We start from the raw sequence: 15,840 nt of genomic DNA, 5'->3' as shown, positions 1-15,840 counted from the left end.
CCTCATGCGAGGAAATGAGTTATCCGGTATTAGCCCCGGTTTCCCGGAGTTATCCCAGTCTTACAGGCAGGTTACCCACGTGTTACTCACCCGTCCGCCGCTGACTGATGGGAGCAAGCTCCCATCAATCCGCTCGACTTGCATGTATTAGGCACGCCGCCAGCGTTCGTCCTGAGCCAGGATCAAACTCTCCGATAAAAGTTTGAATAGCTCTTTAAAAATAAATCTAGAATTAACGTTGACGTATTGTCTTGTTTTGTTCAGTTTTCAAGGTTCAATCTGTACGCGCTTCTGTTTGAAGCGACCCTTTAAATATTACATTACTGACTCGTTTAAGTCAATAACTTTTTTAAAAAGTTTTTATTAAGTTTGTCGCGTTTTGCGGCAACAGATAATACTATACCACCTTCTAAATATGGGCGCAATAGATTTTTCAAATCTTTTTCATCAGCTATTCATTTATAAGACAAAAGACATTCGTTTCATTCTTTTTACCGTAATTTTATTGTTTGAATAAGATGTCTTTAGACCTAATTGGTGAATCTGCATTTATTTCTCCAGATTATTATCTACAATCATTCCATTAAAATTCAAAAAGAACAGCAGGAGCATTGAGCCCCTGCTGTTCTTTAACACAGAATTAATCACGATGACGCATTAATGGGAATAGTAAAACGTCCCGGATGGATGGAGAGTTGGTTAACAGCATAACAAGTCTGTCTATACCGATACCAAGTCCCCCTGTTGGCGGCATACCATATTCAAGAGCCTCGATGAAATCATTATCCATCATGTGGGCTTCGTCGTTCCCTTCTTCTCTTTCTTTCAATTGCGCTTCAAAACGCTCTCTTTGATCGATTGGGTCGTTAAGCTCCGTGAAGGCATTCGCATGTTCACGTCCTACGATAAATAACTCAAAGCGATCTGTGAATCGTGGATCTTCATCGTTTTTCTTCGCTAGTGGAGAGATCTCCACAGGGTGACCGTAAATGAATGTTGGCTGAATAAGCTTGTCCTCTACTTTTTGCTCGAAGAATTCATTTACCACATGACCGTATTGCATATTATCTTTGATTTCGATTCCGTGTTCTTTCGCAAGGGCACGTGCTTCTTCATCGGACATTTCTTTCCAGAAATCCACACCAGTCTGTTCTTTAACAGCGTCAACCATGTGAAGGCGAGTCCACTCCGGCTCCAGGTTTATTTCATAGTCTGCATACTGAACCGTAGTAGAACCGAAAACATCCTTCGCAATATGTGCTACAAGATTTTCAGTAAGAGCCATGATATCACGGTAATCTGCGTATGCTTCGTAAAGCTCGATCATCGTGAACTCAGGGTTATGTCTTGTAGACACACCTTCGTTACGGAATACCCGTCCGATTTCGTATACTTTTTCAAGTCCACCAACAATCAGGCGCTTTAAGTGTAGCTCGATTGCGATACGCATGAATAATGGCATATCAAGAGCGTTGTGATGTGTATTGAATGGGCGGGCAGATGCCCCCCCTGCGATGGCATGCATCATTGGTGTTTCTACTTCTAAGTAACCATTGTTATCCAGGTATCTTCTCATGGATTGGATGATTCGGCTGCGGGCGATGAATGTCTCTTTGCTTTCCTGGCTTGTGATTAGATCCAGGTAACGTTGACGATAGCGCTGCTCAACGTCTTTTAATCCATGGAACTTCTCAGGCAATGGACGCAGTGCTTTCGTTAGAAGGTGGAATTCCTTCGCTTTTACTGAAAGCTCTCCCACTTTTGTTTTAAATATTGTACCTGTAACTCCTACGATATCTCCGAGGTCGGCTGTATTGAATAGTTCGTATGCTTCTTCACCGATCGCATCTTTACGAACATAGATTTGAACTTGTCCAGCTAAGTCCTGCAGGTGGGCGAATCCCGCTTTCCCTTTTCCACGCTTTGTCATGATACGGCCTGCGATGGTAACAGCGATGTCTTTCTCTTCTAGTTCTTCTTTAGAAAATTCATCGAATTGAGATTTGATCTCGGATGAACTGTGTGTACGATCATAGCGTTTTCCGAATGGATCAAGTCCCTTATCACGGATTGATTCCATTTTTTCGCGTCTTACTCGAAGCTGGTCATTGATTTCTTCGTGACTCATGTGTTTCACTCCTATTCTATCTTCTTGCTTTACTAGACTAATACGATTATATACCATACTATTTTACACAATATCTATGTTTGTAACACCCCTAAAGTATGAGTTATTTCAGAAACGTACTTTGGAGAGTTAAAAAGAGATTGAAAAAATCTAAAAAAGGCCGATCCAACCTGGTGACAGTGTCACGAATTGGTTCCAGCCTTTTCTAGAATAACATAAAAGGATATACACGTGAATTAACGGGCATTCACTCACTACGTTCAGATTCTTCATGAGGGATCAGCTCATGCAGTGGTATGTTCAACACTTCTGCAACGTTCACTAAGAAATCTTCTTTCGGTATCCGACTGCCTCTTTCCACTTCTCCAAGGACCGAAACAGAGATGGAAAGTTCCTTGGCCAAACTTTCCTGAGTATACCCTTTCAGCTTTCTGAATGCACGAATGCGTCTTCCCCATTTATCTGTTTCCATAACCGAACTCCTTCTTTGTCAGGTATTTCGTCCAGAAATTCAACGAACGGGGCATTAAAAGACGGATGCTCTATATGTGGAGCAACCTCTAATAACGGGATTAACACAAATGCTCTTTCTTGCATCCTTGGGTGAGGAATGAGGAGATTCACTGATTCAATATTTTCTTGATTATAGAGTAAGATATCAAGGTCTATTATTCGCGGACCCCATTTGAACTCCCTTTCTCTTCCAAGGTCGATTTCCACCTGCAAGCACTGATGTAATAGAGTTTCTGGACTTAGACTGGTACGAATTTCTATGACCATATTCAAAAATTTACCTTGTTCTGTAAATCCTACTGGATCTGTTTCATACATAGAGGATCGTTTCGTTACCTCTATCTTACCATGACTGCCTAAGATGTTTATGGCTTTTTCTAAATAACCCGCCCTGTCTCCCATATTGGAACCAAGGGAAATGTATGCAGTATTCATCCTATCGACTCCTATTAATCTCCACCGCCACCGATTGGTAATGTCCAGGAATAGGTGGATCAGGCTTGATTAGTGTAATTTTACAGCTCTCTACGACTTGGAATGTTTCTAAGATCCGGGAAGAGATGTCTTCAGCGACTGCTTCCACTAGATTCTTCGGTTCTCCACAGACAACAGATTTGGTGATGGAATAGATCTCCGCATAGTTTACGGAGTCCTCAAGCTGATCACTTTGGCCGGACTTCTTTAAATCTAAATGCAACTCTACACTAACACGAAAACGTTGTCCAAGTTTGTTTTCTTCCTGGAATACACCATGATAGCCGTAAAACTCCATTTCATTCAATAGAATCTTATCCATACAATTTCTCCTTTCCAACTAGGGCGTCCATCATTTTCGCCATGCGCGCCATTTCCTTCACATCATGAACACGTACGATGTGACACCCTTTTTGAATCCCGTAGCATACCGTGGCACCTGTGCCTTCCATCCGTTCCTCTACGGGAAGGTTGAGTACATGTCCAATTATGGATTTCCGTGACGTTCCCAAGAGCACAGGGTATCCTAGTGAAACAAGAACATCCAAGTTTCTCATCATTTCTATGTTTAATTGTACTGTTTTGGCAAACCCGATTCCAGGATCCAGGATGATTTGGTCGTCTTTCACCCCTGCTTCTTTTACTAGGAAGATGCTTTCCTGCAGATCTTGTATCGCATCCCTAACGAAGTGGCTGTATCCCTGGTTGTCCCGGTTATGCATGAGAATAATCAGGGCCCCCGTTTCCGCCGCTACTTGTGCCATTTCAGGATCCTTTTTCGCACCCCATACATCGTTAATGATGCTTGCTCCAGCTTCCAAAGCTTTCCGTGCCGTCTCTGCCTTATACGTGTCGATGGAGATTGGTACGTTCACTTCTTGGGAGATCGCCTCTATAATCGGAACGACTCGTGAAATTTCTTCATCAGCAGGCACAGCCTCGTGTCCGGGTCTGGTAGACTCTCCGCCGATATCAATGATGTCTGCCCCCATCTCAACCATTTCTTTCGCACGCTCTACAGCCTGGTCCAATTCATTGAACGAACCACCGTCCGAGAATGAATCAGGTGTGATATTTAAAATCCCCATAATAAGGGTTTTCTCTGAAAAATTAAGTTCGTATTTCCCGCACTTCATTGCACGACTCCCCCTGCTCTAATTCCTCAATAGAATTCAACTGTCCTGTATACTTGCTGTACTGTTCATAAAACAGCCTTGAATACTCTCCATTTCGTCCCGGGAAATTCACAGAGTCGATTTTGTTTACCGGTATGATCTCTTGCACAGAATTCGTAAAGAAAACTTCATGTGCATCCAGTAATTGCTCTTTCCCGAACATTCCTTCCCGGACCGGCATTTTTATTCGATCCGCCAAGGCAAGGATGAACTGACGCGTTATCCCGTTTAAGAGTCCGGTCTCTACTGCTGGTGTATACAATTCTGCGTCTTTTACCCAGAAAAGATTGGACGTTATCCCTTCACATAGATGACCTTCCTTTGTAAGGAATATCCCTTCCCGGTGAGGAGATGGTCCAATTTCCCGTTTAGCCGCCATGTTGTTCAGGTAATGATGGGATTTCAATCGTTCCCCTGTCTCCGGTGTGTTTCTTCTTAACTGAAGCAGCACACCTTCTTTTTCTTTTAATGGCAGAGAAGGAGGCAATTCCTTTTGAAAAAGGATCACCGTCGCATCCTCATAAGGGGTCGTTTGTAAACCTATTTCCCCAACCCCACCGGAGATATTGAACCGGCAATATGCATCCTTCAAGCCATTTTTATTTAAAAGTGTTGTTATTGCATTCCTGATCTTTTCTTCATCCAGGTCTGATGCAATATTCAATTCCTTTAATCCATGAGAAAGCCTCTTCAAATGATCCTTTAGCAAAAACGGATGACCTTCATACGTCCGAAAGGTTTCAAACACGCCCAATCCATATAAATATCCGTGATCAAATGGGGAAATGACCGCCTCTGATGCATGAACGATTTTTCCGTTAAGATATAGGTACATTTATAAAACCATCTCGATTTTTTTATATGTCGTTAAAAAGTTAAGGAGCAGCTGTTTCCCTTGTTCGGTCATGATGGATTCAGGATGGAACTGCACCCCTTCGATTGGAAGCTGTTTATGACGGATCGCCATGATCTCACCTTCTTTCGTTTCGGCTGAAATGTCAAAGCATTCAGGAAGGGTTTCTCTTTTAACGATCAGGGAGTGGTACCTTGTTGCCACGAAAGGATTGGGCATGCCTTTGAAAATGGTTTTCCCATCATGGTTCATGGGTGAGACCTTTCCGTGCATTAACCGTTCAGCACGAACAACATCCCCTCCGAAGACCTGGGCAATCGATTGGTGACCCAGGCAAACGCCGAAAATCGGAATCTTTCCGGCAAAGGTTCTGATCGCCTCGAGGCTCACACCCGCTTCATTCGGGCTGCACGGTCCCGGTGAAATCATCAGGTAATCCGGAGACAATGCCTCAATCTCATCTAATGTAATCTCGTCATTCCGTTTCACGATCAGCTCTTCCCCTAGCTCTCCTAAAAATTGCACAAGATTATAGGTGAATGAATCGTAGTTATCAATCATGAGAATCATAGGGTTTCTCCTTCCGCCCTGGCTTTCGCTACCCAAAGGGCTTTCGCTTTCTTCAAGGATTCTTTGTATTCATACTTAGGATTAGAATCAATCACGACTCCCGCACCCGCTTGAATATGGGCTTTTCCTTCTTTCACAAACATCGTCCGAATGACGATATTCAGCTCCATATCTCCATTGACGCCAATCCAGCCAATGGACCCTGTGTAAACCCCTCTTCTAACCGGCTCAAGTTCTTCGATGATTTCCATCGTTCTCACCTTAGGGGCTCCAGTAATCGTTCCACCAGGAAAAACAGATCGAATTAGATCCGCTCCCGTTTTAGTTTCATCTAGTGTTCCTCTTACATTCGAAACAATGTGCATGACGTGGGAGTATTTTTCGATGACCATGAACTCATTCACTTCAACTGTACCGTATTGGCAAACCCTTCCTAAGTCATTTCGTTCCAAATCAACAAGCATCACGTGCTCTGCTCTTTCTTTTTCATTATTGATCAGCTCAAGAGCAAGTTTCCCATCTTCTTCAGCATCTTTTCCACGGGAGCGTGTCCCTGCGATCGGTCTTGTACTTACTTCGGTTCCTTTTTTCTTCACCAGTAATTCCGGTGACCCGGAAACAATTTGAAAATCCGGGCTATGAATATAACTCATGTAAGGTGAGGGATTTAATTCTCGAAGCTTTTTATAAACCGTGTATGGCTCAGCCTTCAATTCTTGAGATTGTCGGACAGATAAGTTCACCTGAAACACATCACCCTGAGAGATATAGGATTGGATTTGTTTTACGGCCTCTGAGAATTCTCCTTCATCCATCGATACTTCGATGCCTGCTGTCTCGTGTTTGGCAGGATCCTTTTCACATTTTATTATTGAAGACAAGGCATTTGTCCAAGAGGAAGTCCATCTTGATAGCTTATTCTCGGCTGATTCCGTTTCTCCATCTGAAAGAATCATCGTCCATAAGATGTTTTCCTGATGATCGAAGACCACCCATTCCTTCAGGTAATAGAAATAAAGGTCCGGAATTTCCAGATCATCCCGCCCCAAAGCGGGAAGCTTTTCAATCTTTCTTGCATAATCATAACTTAGAAACCCGATCACGCCTCCCTGGAAATCAGGAAGATCTTCTCTTCTTTCCCTACGAAGCGGCATCATCCATTTTTCCATTTGAATCAACGGGTCTCCATTTATCGTTTCAACTCCCGAAGAGTCTTGTATGCGCAACCCTTCCGAAACACTTTGTATAATGACGTCAGGTTGTAGTCCAGCAACGCTATATCGTCCACCCCGTCCACTTTCTAACAATATATGATGTGATTGGTGTTGACTAAGTTGTTCGTACGCTGCAAAAAATTGTTCTTTGGTTGAATGGTTCTTATGAAAATATAGGTGCTGCACTGACCCTTCACACTCCTATTCTTTATCTCCTTTCATGATACATGAACTTCAGGCAGGTTTCATCGTTAAAAACTTGAAATTATGTGAGGGGGGATGGTGGAGAGTGGATTGAATTTGAAAGGGACTTTTCCAATGCGAGTTTCAATAGATCAACAAAAAAACGGATCCTGAAGAGTTCATTCTTCAGGGTCCGTCTCTTATTATTATTCTTCATCAAATTGGTAAAGAGGAGTGCTTAAATAGCGTTCTCCGTTACTAGGGATGATGGCAAGAACTTTCTTACCCTTCCCTAACTTCTTCGCCACTTCAACAGCTGCATAGATGGCTGCCCCAGAAGAAATCCCACCCAGGATCCCCTCTTCTTTAGCTGCTCTTCTTGCATAGTCGAAAGCCGCATCTTTTTCAACTTGAATGACATGATTATATACATTCGTATCTAAGATTTCAGGGATAAACCCTGCACCGATTCCTTGGATTTTATGAGGACCAGGCTTTCCTCCCGATAATACAGGTGAATCTGAAGGTTCCACGGCATAGAGCTCGATTGAGGGGTAATGCTTCTTCAGTATTTCCCCTGCGCCTGTAATCGTACCGCCTGTTCCAATACCAGCAATGAATGCATCCAGTTGATCGCCCATTTGTTCGACGATCTCAGGTCCTGTTGTTTCTCTATGCACCTTAGGGTTGGCTGTATTTTTGAATTGCTGTGGCATGAAAAAGCCTTTTTCATTCGCTAACTCTTCAGCTTTGCGAATGGCACCTCCCATTCCTTCAGCTCCTGGCGTTAATACTAATTCTGCACCGTACGCACGTAACAGGTTGCGTCTCTCCATACTCATTGTGTCAGGCATGACCAGTAAAGCACGGTATCCTTTTGCGGCAGCTACCATCGCTAAACCAATACCGGTATTTCCACTCGTGGGCTCAACAATCGTATCCCCGGGTTTAATTGTACCTTCTTCTTCCCCTGCTTCAATCATCGCTAATGCGATACGATCCTTTACCGAGCTTCCCGGGTTCATATATTCTAATTTCAAGTAAACATCTGCACTATTTTCATCTACTAATCGATTCAGTTTTACCACTGGAGTCTGACCTATTAATTCCGAAATTGAATTGGCTACTCTCACCATTCATTCATCACTCCTAATTCCAAGTAAATTTGTTGGTTTTATTAAAATGTAACAATATTCAATAAATTTGTCAATTAAAAAGCATACACAATGTTCACCCCATACGACCCTCATTATGCTTGTCGGATGAGACCAAATTGCCTCTACTCTAGGTTATATGTATGCATATTTCATTTATCCTATGTTTCGTTAAAAAGTGTCACTCTATGTAAAAGAAGCTGGCCTTTAATTGGCCAGCCCCACTAGTTCTGTTTTCCGTAAAACCAGTCCACTTCAACCTCTTTCCAAAAGGACTCGGGCTGCAGTGGTGTTTCTACTTGCTCTAAAGCAATTTGTCTGCGAATTTGAGATTTTACATCTTTGAAAGAAAAATGTCTTTCTTTCAGGACATCGTCTACATAATAAATTACGTACTCTGAATCCTCTTGAATCGGTTTTGTCCATTCACCCGGCGAGAGAGACTCTATTTCTTTTGACGCCTCTGAAGATAGGAAATCTCCATCCAGAGGAACATACCCAATGTCTCCCCCTAAATGAGCACTTTGCTCATCACTTGAACGCTCCATAGCCAATGCTTCAAAGTCAGAACCAGCTTCGAGTTCTTCCAATGCTTGCTCTGCTTCTGATTGATCAGCCACCTTCAACTGCTTCAGCTTATACATTTTAGAAATAGAGTATAGATGCTCGTTTTGATTATAGAAGCTCTTCAACTCTTTTTCAGGTACTTGGACATCCTTCGTGAGGAGCTCCTCTAATAACAATTCAGATCTGATTTGAGTCTTAAGTGAATCTTCATCCTCTAGATTTTCTTCGTCGTACGCATTATAAACAGATTGTATGAAATAATATTCCTGCTCTACTTCTTTATCTGAGACGGAGATATCATATTTCTTCGCTAAATGGTCGATCACTTGTTGATTGATCAATGCCTTCAACTCTTCTTTGCCATGTTCTTGCTCAAGGGAATACAACCAGTCCTCCCTGGTAATTGACTCTCCGCCAACCGTCGCCACGACTTCGGGAGCTCCGCTTTCCCCCGAAGAGCGATTCCATACAAGTGTAATGATGTTAGTGACAAGTAGTACCCCTACCATAACCATGAGTACAGACCGTTTAATTCTCATTTCTCCCATTCTCCCTGAATCTGATTTACCGCTTCGTGTTTGCTTTCAGTTCTTCTAATTCTTCTTTAGAAAACACATACGTTTCATTACAGAAGTGACAGCTTGCTTCTGCACTTCCATCTTCATCAATCATTTCTTGAATTTCCTGCTCCCCTAAGCTGATGATGGCATTCGAAAAACGTTCTTTATTACACTGACATTTAAATGCCACAGGAAGCTTTTCAAGAACTTTGACTTCCCCTTTACCAAGGACCTCTTCTAATACCTCTTCAGGTGTGAGTCCTTTTTCAATTAATTTCGAGATCGGAGGGATTTTAGCCAGGCGTTCCTCAATCTTCGTAATCGTTTCATCATCCGTTCCGGGCATTAGCTGCAGGATAAACCCACCTGCTGCAAGGATTGAATTATCAGGGTTCACCAGCACACCTACACCAACAGAAGATGGTACTTGTTCTGAAGTGACGAAGTAATACGTGAAGTCCTCTCCAAGTTCTCCTGACACAATCGGAACCTGACCGGAGAAATGATCCCTCATGCCGATATCTTTTACAATCGATAACGTTCCGGCTGTACCAACTGCACGACGGACATCAAGTTTTCCTTGCTCGTTTAAATCAAAGTGTACATGCGGGTTGGTCACATAACCTCTGACCTCCCCTTTTGCATTACTATCTACAAGAATGGCGCCGATCGGGCCACCGCCCTCTACTTTGATCGTTAATTTATTTTCACCTTTTAGCATTGCCCCCATCATCACTCCGGCACTAATGCTTCTGCCTAATGCCGCTGATGCAGTCGGCCATGTTCCATGTCTTCTTTGTGCTTCTCCTACTGTATCCGTGCTTTTTACTGCATAAGCACGAACTTGACCATTATAGGCCAAGGCTTTTACTAAATAGTCGCTCATGGTTGAAGCTCCTTTCACTTTAGTTCATGTTTCTCTTGTAGATTAATTTTAATCCTTTTAATGTCAGGAAGGGATCTACGACGTCAATGCTGTTGGATTCTTTCGAAATCAATGTAGCTAATCCTCCCGTAGCAATGACTGTTGGTTCCTTCTTACTTTGTGCTTTCATTCTTTGAACGATACCCTCTACTTGTCCAACATAACCATAGAGAATACCCGCTTGCATAGCCGTTACGGTATTCTTGCCTATGATGTGCTCAGGACGGGCGATTTCTATCCTTGGCAATTTAGCAGCCTTGGAGTACAGGGCTTCTGTTGAAATGCCGATTCCAGGCGCGATCGCCCCACCCATATATTGTCTTTCCTCATTGATATAGCAATACGTCGTCGCTGTACCGAAGTCCACAATAATGAGAGGACCACCGTATTCGTGAATACCAGCGACAGCATTTACGATTCGATCAGCTCCGACTTCCCTTGGGTTTTCATACTTGATATTTAAACCTGTTTTGATACCAGGACCAACGACGAGCGGAGTAATATTAAAATACTTCTCACACATACGTTCCAAACTAAACATAATTGGAGGGACAACGGAGGAAATGATGATTCCGTCAATTTCGTCAAACGTCAGCTTCACATGCTCGAACAGATTCTTCACAAGCATCCCAAACTCATCTTCCGTTTTATGTCGATTCGTTTCAGCTCTCCAATGATATTTTAAATGGTCATTTTCATACACACCAAACACAATATTGGTATTCCCTACATCCATTACAAAAATCAATATCCTCACCTACTAAGCCAATTGTTTTCACACTGCCAACATCATACCATAATTTATTTATAATAGGTACAAAAGCGGAACCAGCGTGGTTAGGTCCATTTGTTTTGCGTAACTTCCAAAAAATTCATTTACCATAAGTGATAGCGCGAAAACTTTGACCGTTCCTTTCCGCTCCAGGCACTTGCTTTCCGCGGGGAGGAAGTCGAGCCTCCTCGGGCTTTGCCCTGCGGGGTCTCGACCTTTCCTCTATTTCCCGCAGGAGTCAAGTGCCTTCCGCTACAATCCACTAAAGGCCAGCGAAGAAAGCATAATGAATATCTTTCTTCGTCCACTTCTCCTTCTGAGGCTCTTTAAAGGGCATTATTTTCCTTTAAGAGCGACATATAAAACCTTTAAGGGTGGGGGTTCGAAAAATGAGCTTTGATGAAACAAGATTAATGGTTTGTTCAGAGATATCCAGCATAAATGGGAAGGAGGGGTGGGTTGGCATTGGGTGTCCTCGGCTATTCAACATTTCTTCCTATTCTGTGCTTGTCATTACGACTTCCTAATTATAGATAAACAAAAGAAGCCCTATTTAGATATGGTGGGCGTTTATTATCAAAATCAATTTGTTCAATGTTTAACGTTATTAAGGACCAGGCGACAAGCATAAGATTCAGTAATCAAAAAAAGGATGCACCCATAAATGGATGCATCCCTCAATATTATGTGCGATCTGAGTTAGAATCGTCTTCTTTTGAAGCCGTGTCTTCTTCGATCACGTTTTCTTCATTTTTCTTTTGGATATTTACTTTCACGTCACTATTTTCCTGGTCGGATTCATAGATACGTTCCGGTAACTTACCGTGATCCATTAAATGCTTGATTTGTGCCGCATCCAAAGTTTCGATGTCTAATAATGTTTTCGCAATGAGTTCAAGCTTGTCGCGATTTTCAGTAAGAATTCGCTTCGCTCTCTCATAGCTTTCTTTAATTAGACGCTGCATTTCCAAGTCGATTTCGTATGCGATGGCATCTGAATAGTTTTGCTCACTATTGATGTCGCGTCCCAAGAACACTTGACCACCTTGAGATTGACCGAACTGAAGTGGTCCAAGCTTATCACTCATACCATATTCAGTGACCATTTTACGAGCGATTCCAGTTGCACGTTGGAAGTCGTTGTGAGCACCGGTTGATACATCACCAAAGATGATTTCCTCTGCTACACGACCACCAAGTAAACCGGTAATCTTATCAAGAAGCTCAGGCTTCGTCATAAAGTAACGATCTTCTTTCGGAAGCATAACGGCATATCCGCCTGCTTGCCCACGAGGGACGATGGTCACCTTATGTACCATATCTGCTTCATCAAGGACTAATCCGATAACGGTGTGACCCGCTTCATGGAAAGCCACGATTTTACGTTCTTTTTCAGATATGACGCGGCTCTTCTTAGCAGGACCTGCAATGACGCGGTCTGTTGCTTCATCAATATCGCGCATATCGATTTTCTTCTTATCCTCACGGGCTGCTACAAGAGCTGCTTCGTTCAGAAGGTTTTCTAAGTCAGCTCCGGAGAAGCCTGGTGTCCTCATGGCAATCGCTTTTAAATCCACTGAATCATCAAGCGGTTTATTATGCGAATGAACTTTAAGAACTGCTTCACGTCCTCTAAGGTCAGGACGATCTACTGTAATTTGACGGTCGAAACGTCCCGGACGTAACAATGCTGGATCCAGGATGTCTGGTCTGTTTGTTGCAGCGACGATGATAATACCTTCGTTAGCGCCAAAACCATCCATTTCGACTAGTAACTGGTTAAGGGTTTGTTCACGCTCATCGTGACCTCCACCTAAACCTGCTCCACGTTGACGACCGACTGCATCAATCTCATCAATGAAAATGATACAAGGTGCATTCTTCTTTGCATTTTCGAATAAATCACGTACACGAGATGCACCGACACCGACAAACATTTCAACGAAGTCGGAACCACTGATTGAGAAGAAAGGAACTCCTGCTTCTCCAGCAACCGCTCGTGCAAGTAGGGTTTTACCTGTACCTGGAGGTCCTACCAGAAGGACACCCTTTGGAATACGGGCACCCACTTCAGAGAATTTGCGTGGATCCTTTAAGAATTCCACTACCTCTACAAGTTCCTGCTTCTCTTCATCTGCTCCCGCTACATCTTTAAAGCGAACTTTCTTCTTCTCTTCGCTGTATAGCTTTGCTTTACTTTTCCCAAAGTTCATGACACGGCTTCCGCCGCCTTGAGCCTGGTTAAGTAAGAAGAAGAACAGAATAAAGATAATGACAAATGGTATGATCGTTGTAAAGAAAGATACCCAGCCGCTTGTTTCTTTGGCTTGTAATACTTCCACATCAATTCCTTGCTCTGATGCTGCCGCATTGATCTTCTCCATTAACTTTCCATCTGTAGTAAGGACATAGGTTAAGAAGTACTCTCCTTCTTTAGCCCCTTCCATCTGTCCTTTTACTTCATAAACGCCCCTGCCAGGCTGAATTGAAAAAGAAGAAACGTCTCCGTCTTCAAGGTTATTAATAAACGTACTGTACTCGATATTTTTGGTTGGCTCGTTGTTGTTACTGAAATAACTCACCACACCTATAATCACTAAAAAGACCAGTAAATAGAATATGGTGTTTCGAAAGATCCGGTTCATCCCTTACCTCCTCCCACGGTAAACAAACTAAGTAAAATAGTATCATAGAAAATCATGGCATTACAACAAATTGCACTTACAAGATTCCTCTTTAGATTATACTTATTCTCCTGTTGTATACACTCTTGGTTTTAAAACTCCGATATACGGCAGATTACGGTATCTTTCAGCGTAATCAAGACCATATCCGACGACGAACTCGTCAGGGACAATGAAGCCCACGTAGTCCGCTTTGATATCGGCTTTACGTCCAGTCGGCTTGTCTAGCAAAGTGACGATGCTGATGGATTTCGCTTTACGATAACGGAATAGCTCCACCAGGTAGCTTAATGTCAGGCCACTGTCGATGATATCTTCAATGATCAGGATATCCCGACCTTCCACTTTCGTATCTAAATCTTTCACAATCTTTACTTCCCCTGAAGAGACAGTAGAGTTCCCGTAGCTGGATACATCCATGAAATCCATTTCCATATGCGTATCCATACGTTTACAAAGGTCGGCCATGAATGGCATTGCACCCTTTAAAACTCCAATTGCCAAAGGAAAACGGTCTTGATATTCCTCTGTTAATTGTGCACCTAATGCTTTAATCTTTTCTTGAAGTTCTTCTTCTGAAATTAACACTTTTTCAATATCTTGGTTTAACAATGTTCAACTGCCTCCTAGAAGATGATTGCTCTTAAATTGTAGTACTAAACTATTTTCTTGCTCTTCTCCCAAATCGTAATGAGACTTTTTCATTCCCGGAACCCAAAGTATGTGGTTATCTGCGTCCACTACAATCGGCCACTCGTCACGGAGGTGAACAGGAACTTTTTCGTCAATAAAGAGTGTCTTAAGCTTCTTTGAGCCTTCCAACCCCTTCACTTTCATTCGATCTCCGCTCTTTCTCGTACGCACATATAAAGGCAGGGTAACCTTGTCCGGATCAATATAGATCCTATCACCGGTACGATCCTCTGCTAACGAGGAAGAAAAATAAAGAAGGAACTGATATCCACCTTGAAGTTCAAGCGTTTTATTAACCTGTATCTCGTGACAATAAGGAGTGTCGGTTAACGCTAATTCCCCAAAATGAAAATAACATGTATGATACGCCCTTGTTACCTTAAGCCCTTTTGGTAAATCCAAGCTGGCATTAGGCGTTTTTCCTTTTAATATACCCAATACATCGTAAATATGTATAGACGATAAGGAAGATGGTCTAAGTTTGTAAAGATAGTTTAATATTAGATTAATCCCTCTCCTTTGTAAAGGCTGAGGCATTGCAAGAAAACCATCAATATGTAAAGAGGAGAAATCCTCAGTGTTATTCCATACCTTATTCAACTTATCCCTTGTTAATTCCTCTAAATATGCCTCATCTTCTGCCAACTCTTCACTAAATCGTTGAAATTGGAGATGAACATGAGGGTTCTCTTTTTTTAAAAAAGGAAGAACCTTTTTTCTGAACCGGTTCCTGGTGTAATCTTCCTTCAGATTACTGGGGTCTCTCCTCGGGTTTAGATCGTGCCTTTCACAATACTCCTCAATATGCTCCTTTGTAGCAGATAGAAACGGCCTTATGATCAAACCTGCAGCAATGGATCGTTTCAAGGGAATCCCGGCTCTGCCAGCACCTGATGCTCCTCTTGTCATCTTCATCAGGATGGTTTCTATTTGATCATCCCCATGATGGCCAAGTGCTAATTTCGTAGCAGACGCCTCTTCCATGATCTCCATCAAAAATGCATAGCGAATTTGACGGGCCATATCCTGCAAGCTTCCATTCGTCTGCTTGATCTCCATTGATACATCTACTCTTTCACCGTAAAAAGGAATGTTTCGCTTATTGCAGTATTCTTTGACGAACAAAAGTTCCTGATAGGATTCGTCTCCCCGGAACATATGATCAAGATGAGCCGCCATGACTTCTGCTTCCCACTCAGCTTTGTTCGAATCAAGAAAATGGAGCAGCGCTAAGGAATCAGGGCCTCCCGACACTGCCACCATAATACGATCTCCTTTTTCAATCAAACTATGGTCTTGAATAAACCTTTTAATCGTTTGCTCTAACATAACGCTTCCTCTTCCTAAAACCGTTTTCCCCATTGTATCAATACCT

Annotated in this window: 15 protein-coding genes and 1 rRNA gene; all 16 read right to left on the bottom strand. The window is 42.6% G+C overall.

What is annotated here, in order from left to right:
- Window positions 1-198, bottom strand: a 16S ribosomal RNA gene (locus FZC88_RS23335); the annotation flags it as partial.
- Window positions 199-640: 442 nt separating this feature from the next.
- Window positions 641-2,137, bottom strand: coding sequence for a lysine--tRNA ligase (gene lysS / locus FZC88_RS23330; RefSeq protein ID WP_187443464.1), 1,497 nt, complete (start codon window positions 2,135-2,137; stop codon window positions 641-643).
- 238 nt (window positions 2,138-2,375) lie between these two features.
- Window positions 2,376-2,600 (bottom strand): helix-turn-helix domain-containing protein, encoded by a 225-nt coding sequence (locus FZC88_RS23325; RefSeq protein WP_148996598.1) that lies wholly within the window; start codon window positions 2,598-2,600, stop codon window positions 2,376-2,378.
- Window positions 2,552-3,076, bottom strand: a complete 525-nt coding sequence (gene folK, locus FZC88_RS23320; protein ID WP_148996597.1) for a 2-amino-4-hydroxy-6-hydroxymethyldihydropteridine diphosphokinase — start codon at window positions 3,074-3,076, stop codon at window positions 2,552-2,554. Before folK ends, FZC88_RS23325 begins: the two co-directional genes overlap by 49 nt.
- Before the next feature lies 1 nt (window position 3,077).
- The gene (gene folB / locus FZC88_RS23315; RefSeq protein ID WP_148971404.1) at window positions 3,078-3,437 is read right to left on the bottom strand and encodes a dihydroneopterin aldolase; all 360 of its coding nucleotides are present in this window, start codon (window positions 3,435-3,437) and stop codon (window positions 3,078-3,080) included.
- The gene (gene folP / locus FZC88_RS23310) at window positions 3,430-4,251 is read right to left on the bottom strand and encodes a dihydropteroate synthase (protein ID WP_148996596.1); all 822 of its coding nucleotides are present in this window, start codon (window positions 4,249-4,251) and stop codon (window positions 3,430-3,432) included. The genes folB and folP overlap by 8 nt, the downstream gene beginning before the upstream one ends.
- A complete protein-coding gene (pabC, locus tag FZC88_RS23305) occupies window positions 4,226-5,125 on the bottom strand; it encodes an aminodeoxychorismate lyase (protein ID WP_148996595.1) in 900 nt (299 codons plus the stop codon). The genes folP and pabC overlap by 26 nt, the downstream gene beginning before the upstream one ends.
- Window positions 5,126-5,713, bottom strand: coding sequence for an aminodeoxychorismate/anthranilate synthase component II (gene pabA, locus FZC88_RS23300; RefSeq protein ID WP_148971401.1), 588 nt, complete (start codon window positions 5,711-5,713; stop codon window positions 5,126-5,128). It abuts the gene before it with no gap.
- A complete protein-coding gene (gene pabB, locus FZC88_RS23295; RefSeq protein ID WP_148996594.1) occupies window positions 5,710-7,113 on the bottom strand; it encodes an aminodeoxychorismate synthase, component I in 1,404 nt (467 codons plus the stop codon). Before pabB ends, pabA begins: the two co-directional genes overlap by 4 nt.
- A 203-nt stretch (window positions 7,114-7,316) precedes the next feature.
- Window positions 7,317-8,246 carry a cysteine synthase A gene (gene cysK, locus FZC88_RS23290; RefSeq protein ID WP_148996593.1) on the bottom strand — a complete coding sequence of 310 codons (930 nt, stop codon included), beginning with the start codon at window positions 8,244-8,246 and terminating at the stop codon, window positions 7,317-7,319.
- A gap of 242 nt (window positions 8,247-8,488) precedes the next feature.
- Window positions 8,489-9,370, bottom strand: coding sequence for a peptidyl-prolyl cis-trans isomerase (locus FZC88_RS23285; RefSeq protein ID WP_187443739.1), 882 nt, complete (start codon window positions 9,368-9,370; stop codon window positions 8,489-8,491).
- 25 nt (window positions 9,371-9,395) lie between these two features.
- Window positions 9,396-10,277, bottom strand: coding sequence for an Hsp33 family molecular chaperone HslO (hslO, locus tag FZC88_RS23280; protein ID WP_148996591.1), 882 nt, complete (start codon window positions 10,275-10,277; stop codon window positions 9,396-9,398).
- A 19-nt stretch (window positions 10,278-10,296) separates the two neighbouring features.
- Window positions 10,297-11,064 (bottom strand): type III pantothenate kinase, encoded by a 768-nt coding sequence (locus FZC88_RS23275; RefSeq protein WP_172655809.1) that lies wholly within the window; start codon window positions 11,062-11,064, stop codon window positions 10,297-10,299.
- Between the two features lie 707 nt (window positions 11,065-11,771).
- Entirely contained in the window at window positions 11,772-13,733 is a 1,962-nt protein-coding gene (gene ftsH / locus FZC88_RS23270; RefSeq protein WP_148996590.1) for an ATP-dependent zinc metalloprotease FtsH, read from the bottom strand.
- A 102-nt stretch (window positions 13,734-13,835) separates the two neighbouring features.
- Entirely contained in the window at window positions 13,836-14,384 is a 549-nt protein-coding gene (hpt, locus tag FZC88_RS23265) for a hypoxanthine phosphoribosyltransferase (RefSeq protein WP_034762998.1), read from the bottom strand.
- 3 nt (window positions 14,385-14,387) lie between these two features.
- On the bottom strand, window positions 14,388-15,794 hold the full coding sequence (gene tilS, locus FZC88_RS23260) for a tRNA lysidine(34) synthetase TilS (protein ID WP_148996589.1): 1,407 nt from the start codon (window positions 15,792-15,794) through the stop codon (window positions 14,388-14,390).
- Window positions 15,795-15,840: the final 46 nt, after the last annotated feature.

This window comes from Rossellomorea aquimaris (assembly GCF_008180865.1).
GTDB lineage: Bacteria > Bacillota > Bacilli > Bacillales > Bacillaceae_B > Rossellomorea > Rossellomorea yichunensis.
Note: the sequence above shows the minus strand (reverse complement) of the source record. Positions and strands in the feature narration are given on the sequence as shown.

Excerpts from the sequence above, each read along its gene's own strand:
- FZC88_RS23325 (WP_148996598.1), bottom strand. The coding sequence starts at position 2,600 with ATGGAAACAGATAAATGGGGAAGACGCATTCGTGCATTCAGAAAGCTG.
- folK (WP_148996597.1), bottom strand. The coding sequence starts at position 3,076 with ATGAATACTGCATACATTTCCCTTGGTTCCAATATGGGAGACAGGGCG.
- folB (WP_148971404.1), bottom strand. The coding sequence starts at position 3,437 with ATGGATAAGATTCTATTGAATGAAATGGAGTTTTACGGCTATCATGGT.
- folP (WP_148996596.1), bottom strand. The coding sequence starts at position 4,251 with ATGAAGTGCGGGAAATACGAACTTAATTTTTCAGAGAAAACCCTTATT.
- pabC (WP_148996595.1), bottom strand. The coding sequence starts at position 5,125 with ATGTACCTATATCTTAACGGAAAAATCGTTCATGCATCAGAGGCGGTC.
- pabA (WP_148971401.1), bottom strand. The coding sequence starts at position 5,713 with ATGATTCTCATGATTGATAACTACGATTCATTCACCTATAATCTTGTG.
- cysK (WP_148996593.1), bottom strand. The coding sequence starts at position 8,246 with ATGGTGAGAGTAGCCAATTCAATTTCGGAATTAATAGGTCAGACTCCA.
- FZC88_RS23285 (WP_187443739.1), bottom strand. The coding sequence starts at position 9,370 with ATGAGAATTAAACGGTCTGTACTCATGGTTATGGTAGGGGTACTACTT.
- hslO (WP_148996591.1), bottom strand. The coding sequence starts at position 10,277 with ATGAGCGACTATTTAGTAAAAGCCTTGGCCTATAATGGTCAAGTTCGT.
- ftsH (WP_148996590.1), bottom strand. The coding sequence starts at position 13,733 with ATGAACCGGATCTTTCGAAACACCATATTCTATTTACTGGTCTTTTTA.
- tilS (WP_148996589.1), bottom strand. The coding sequence starts at position 15,794 with ATGTTAGAGCAAACGATTAAAAGGTTTATTCAAGACCATAGTTTGATT.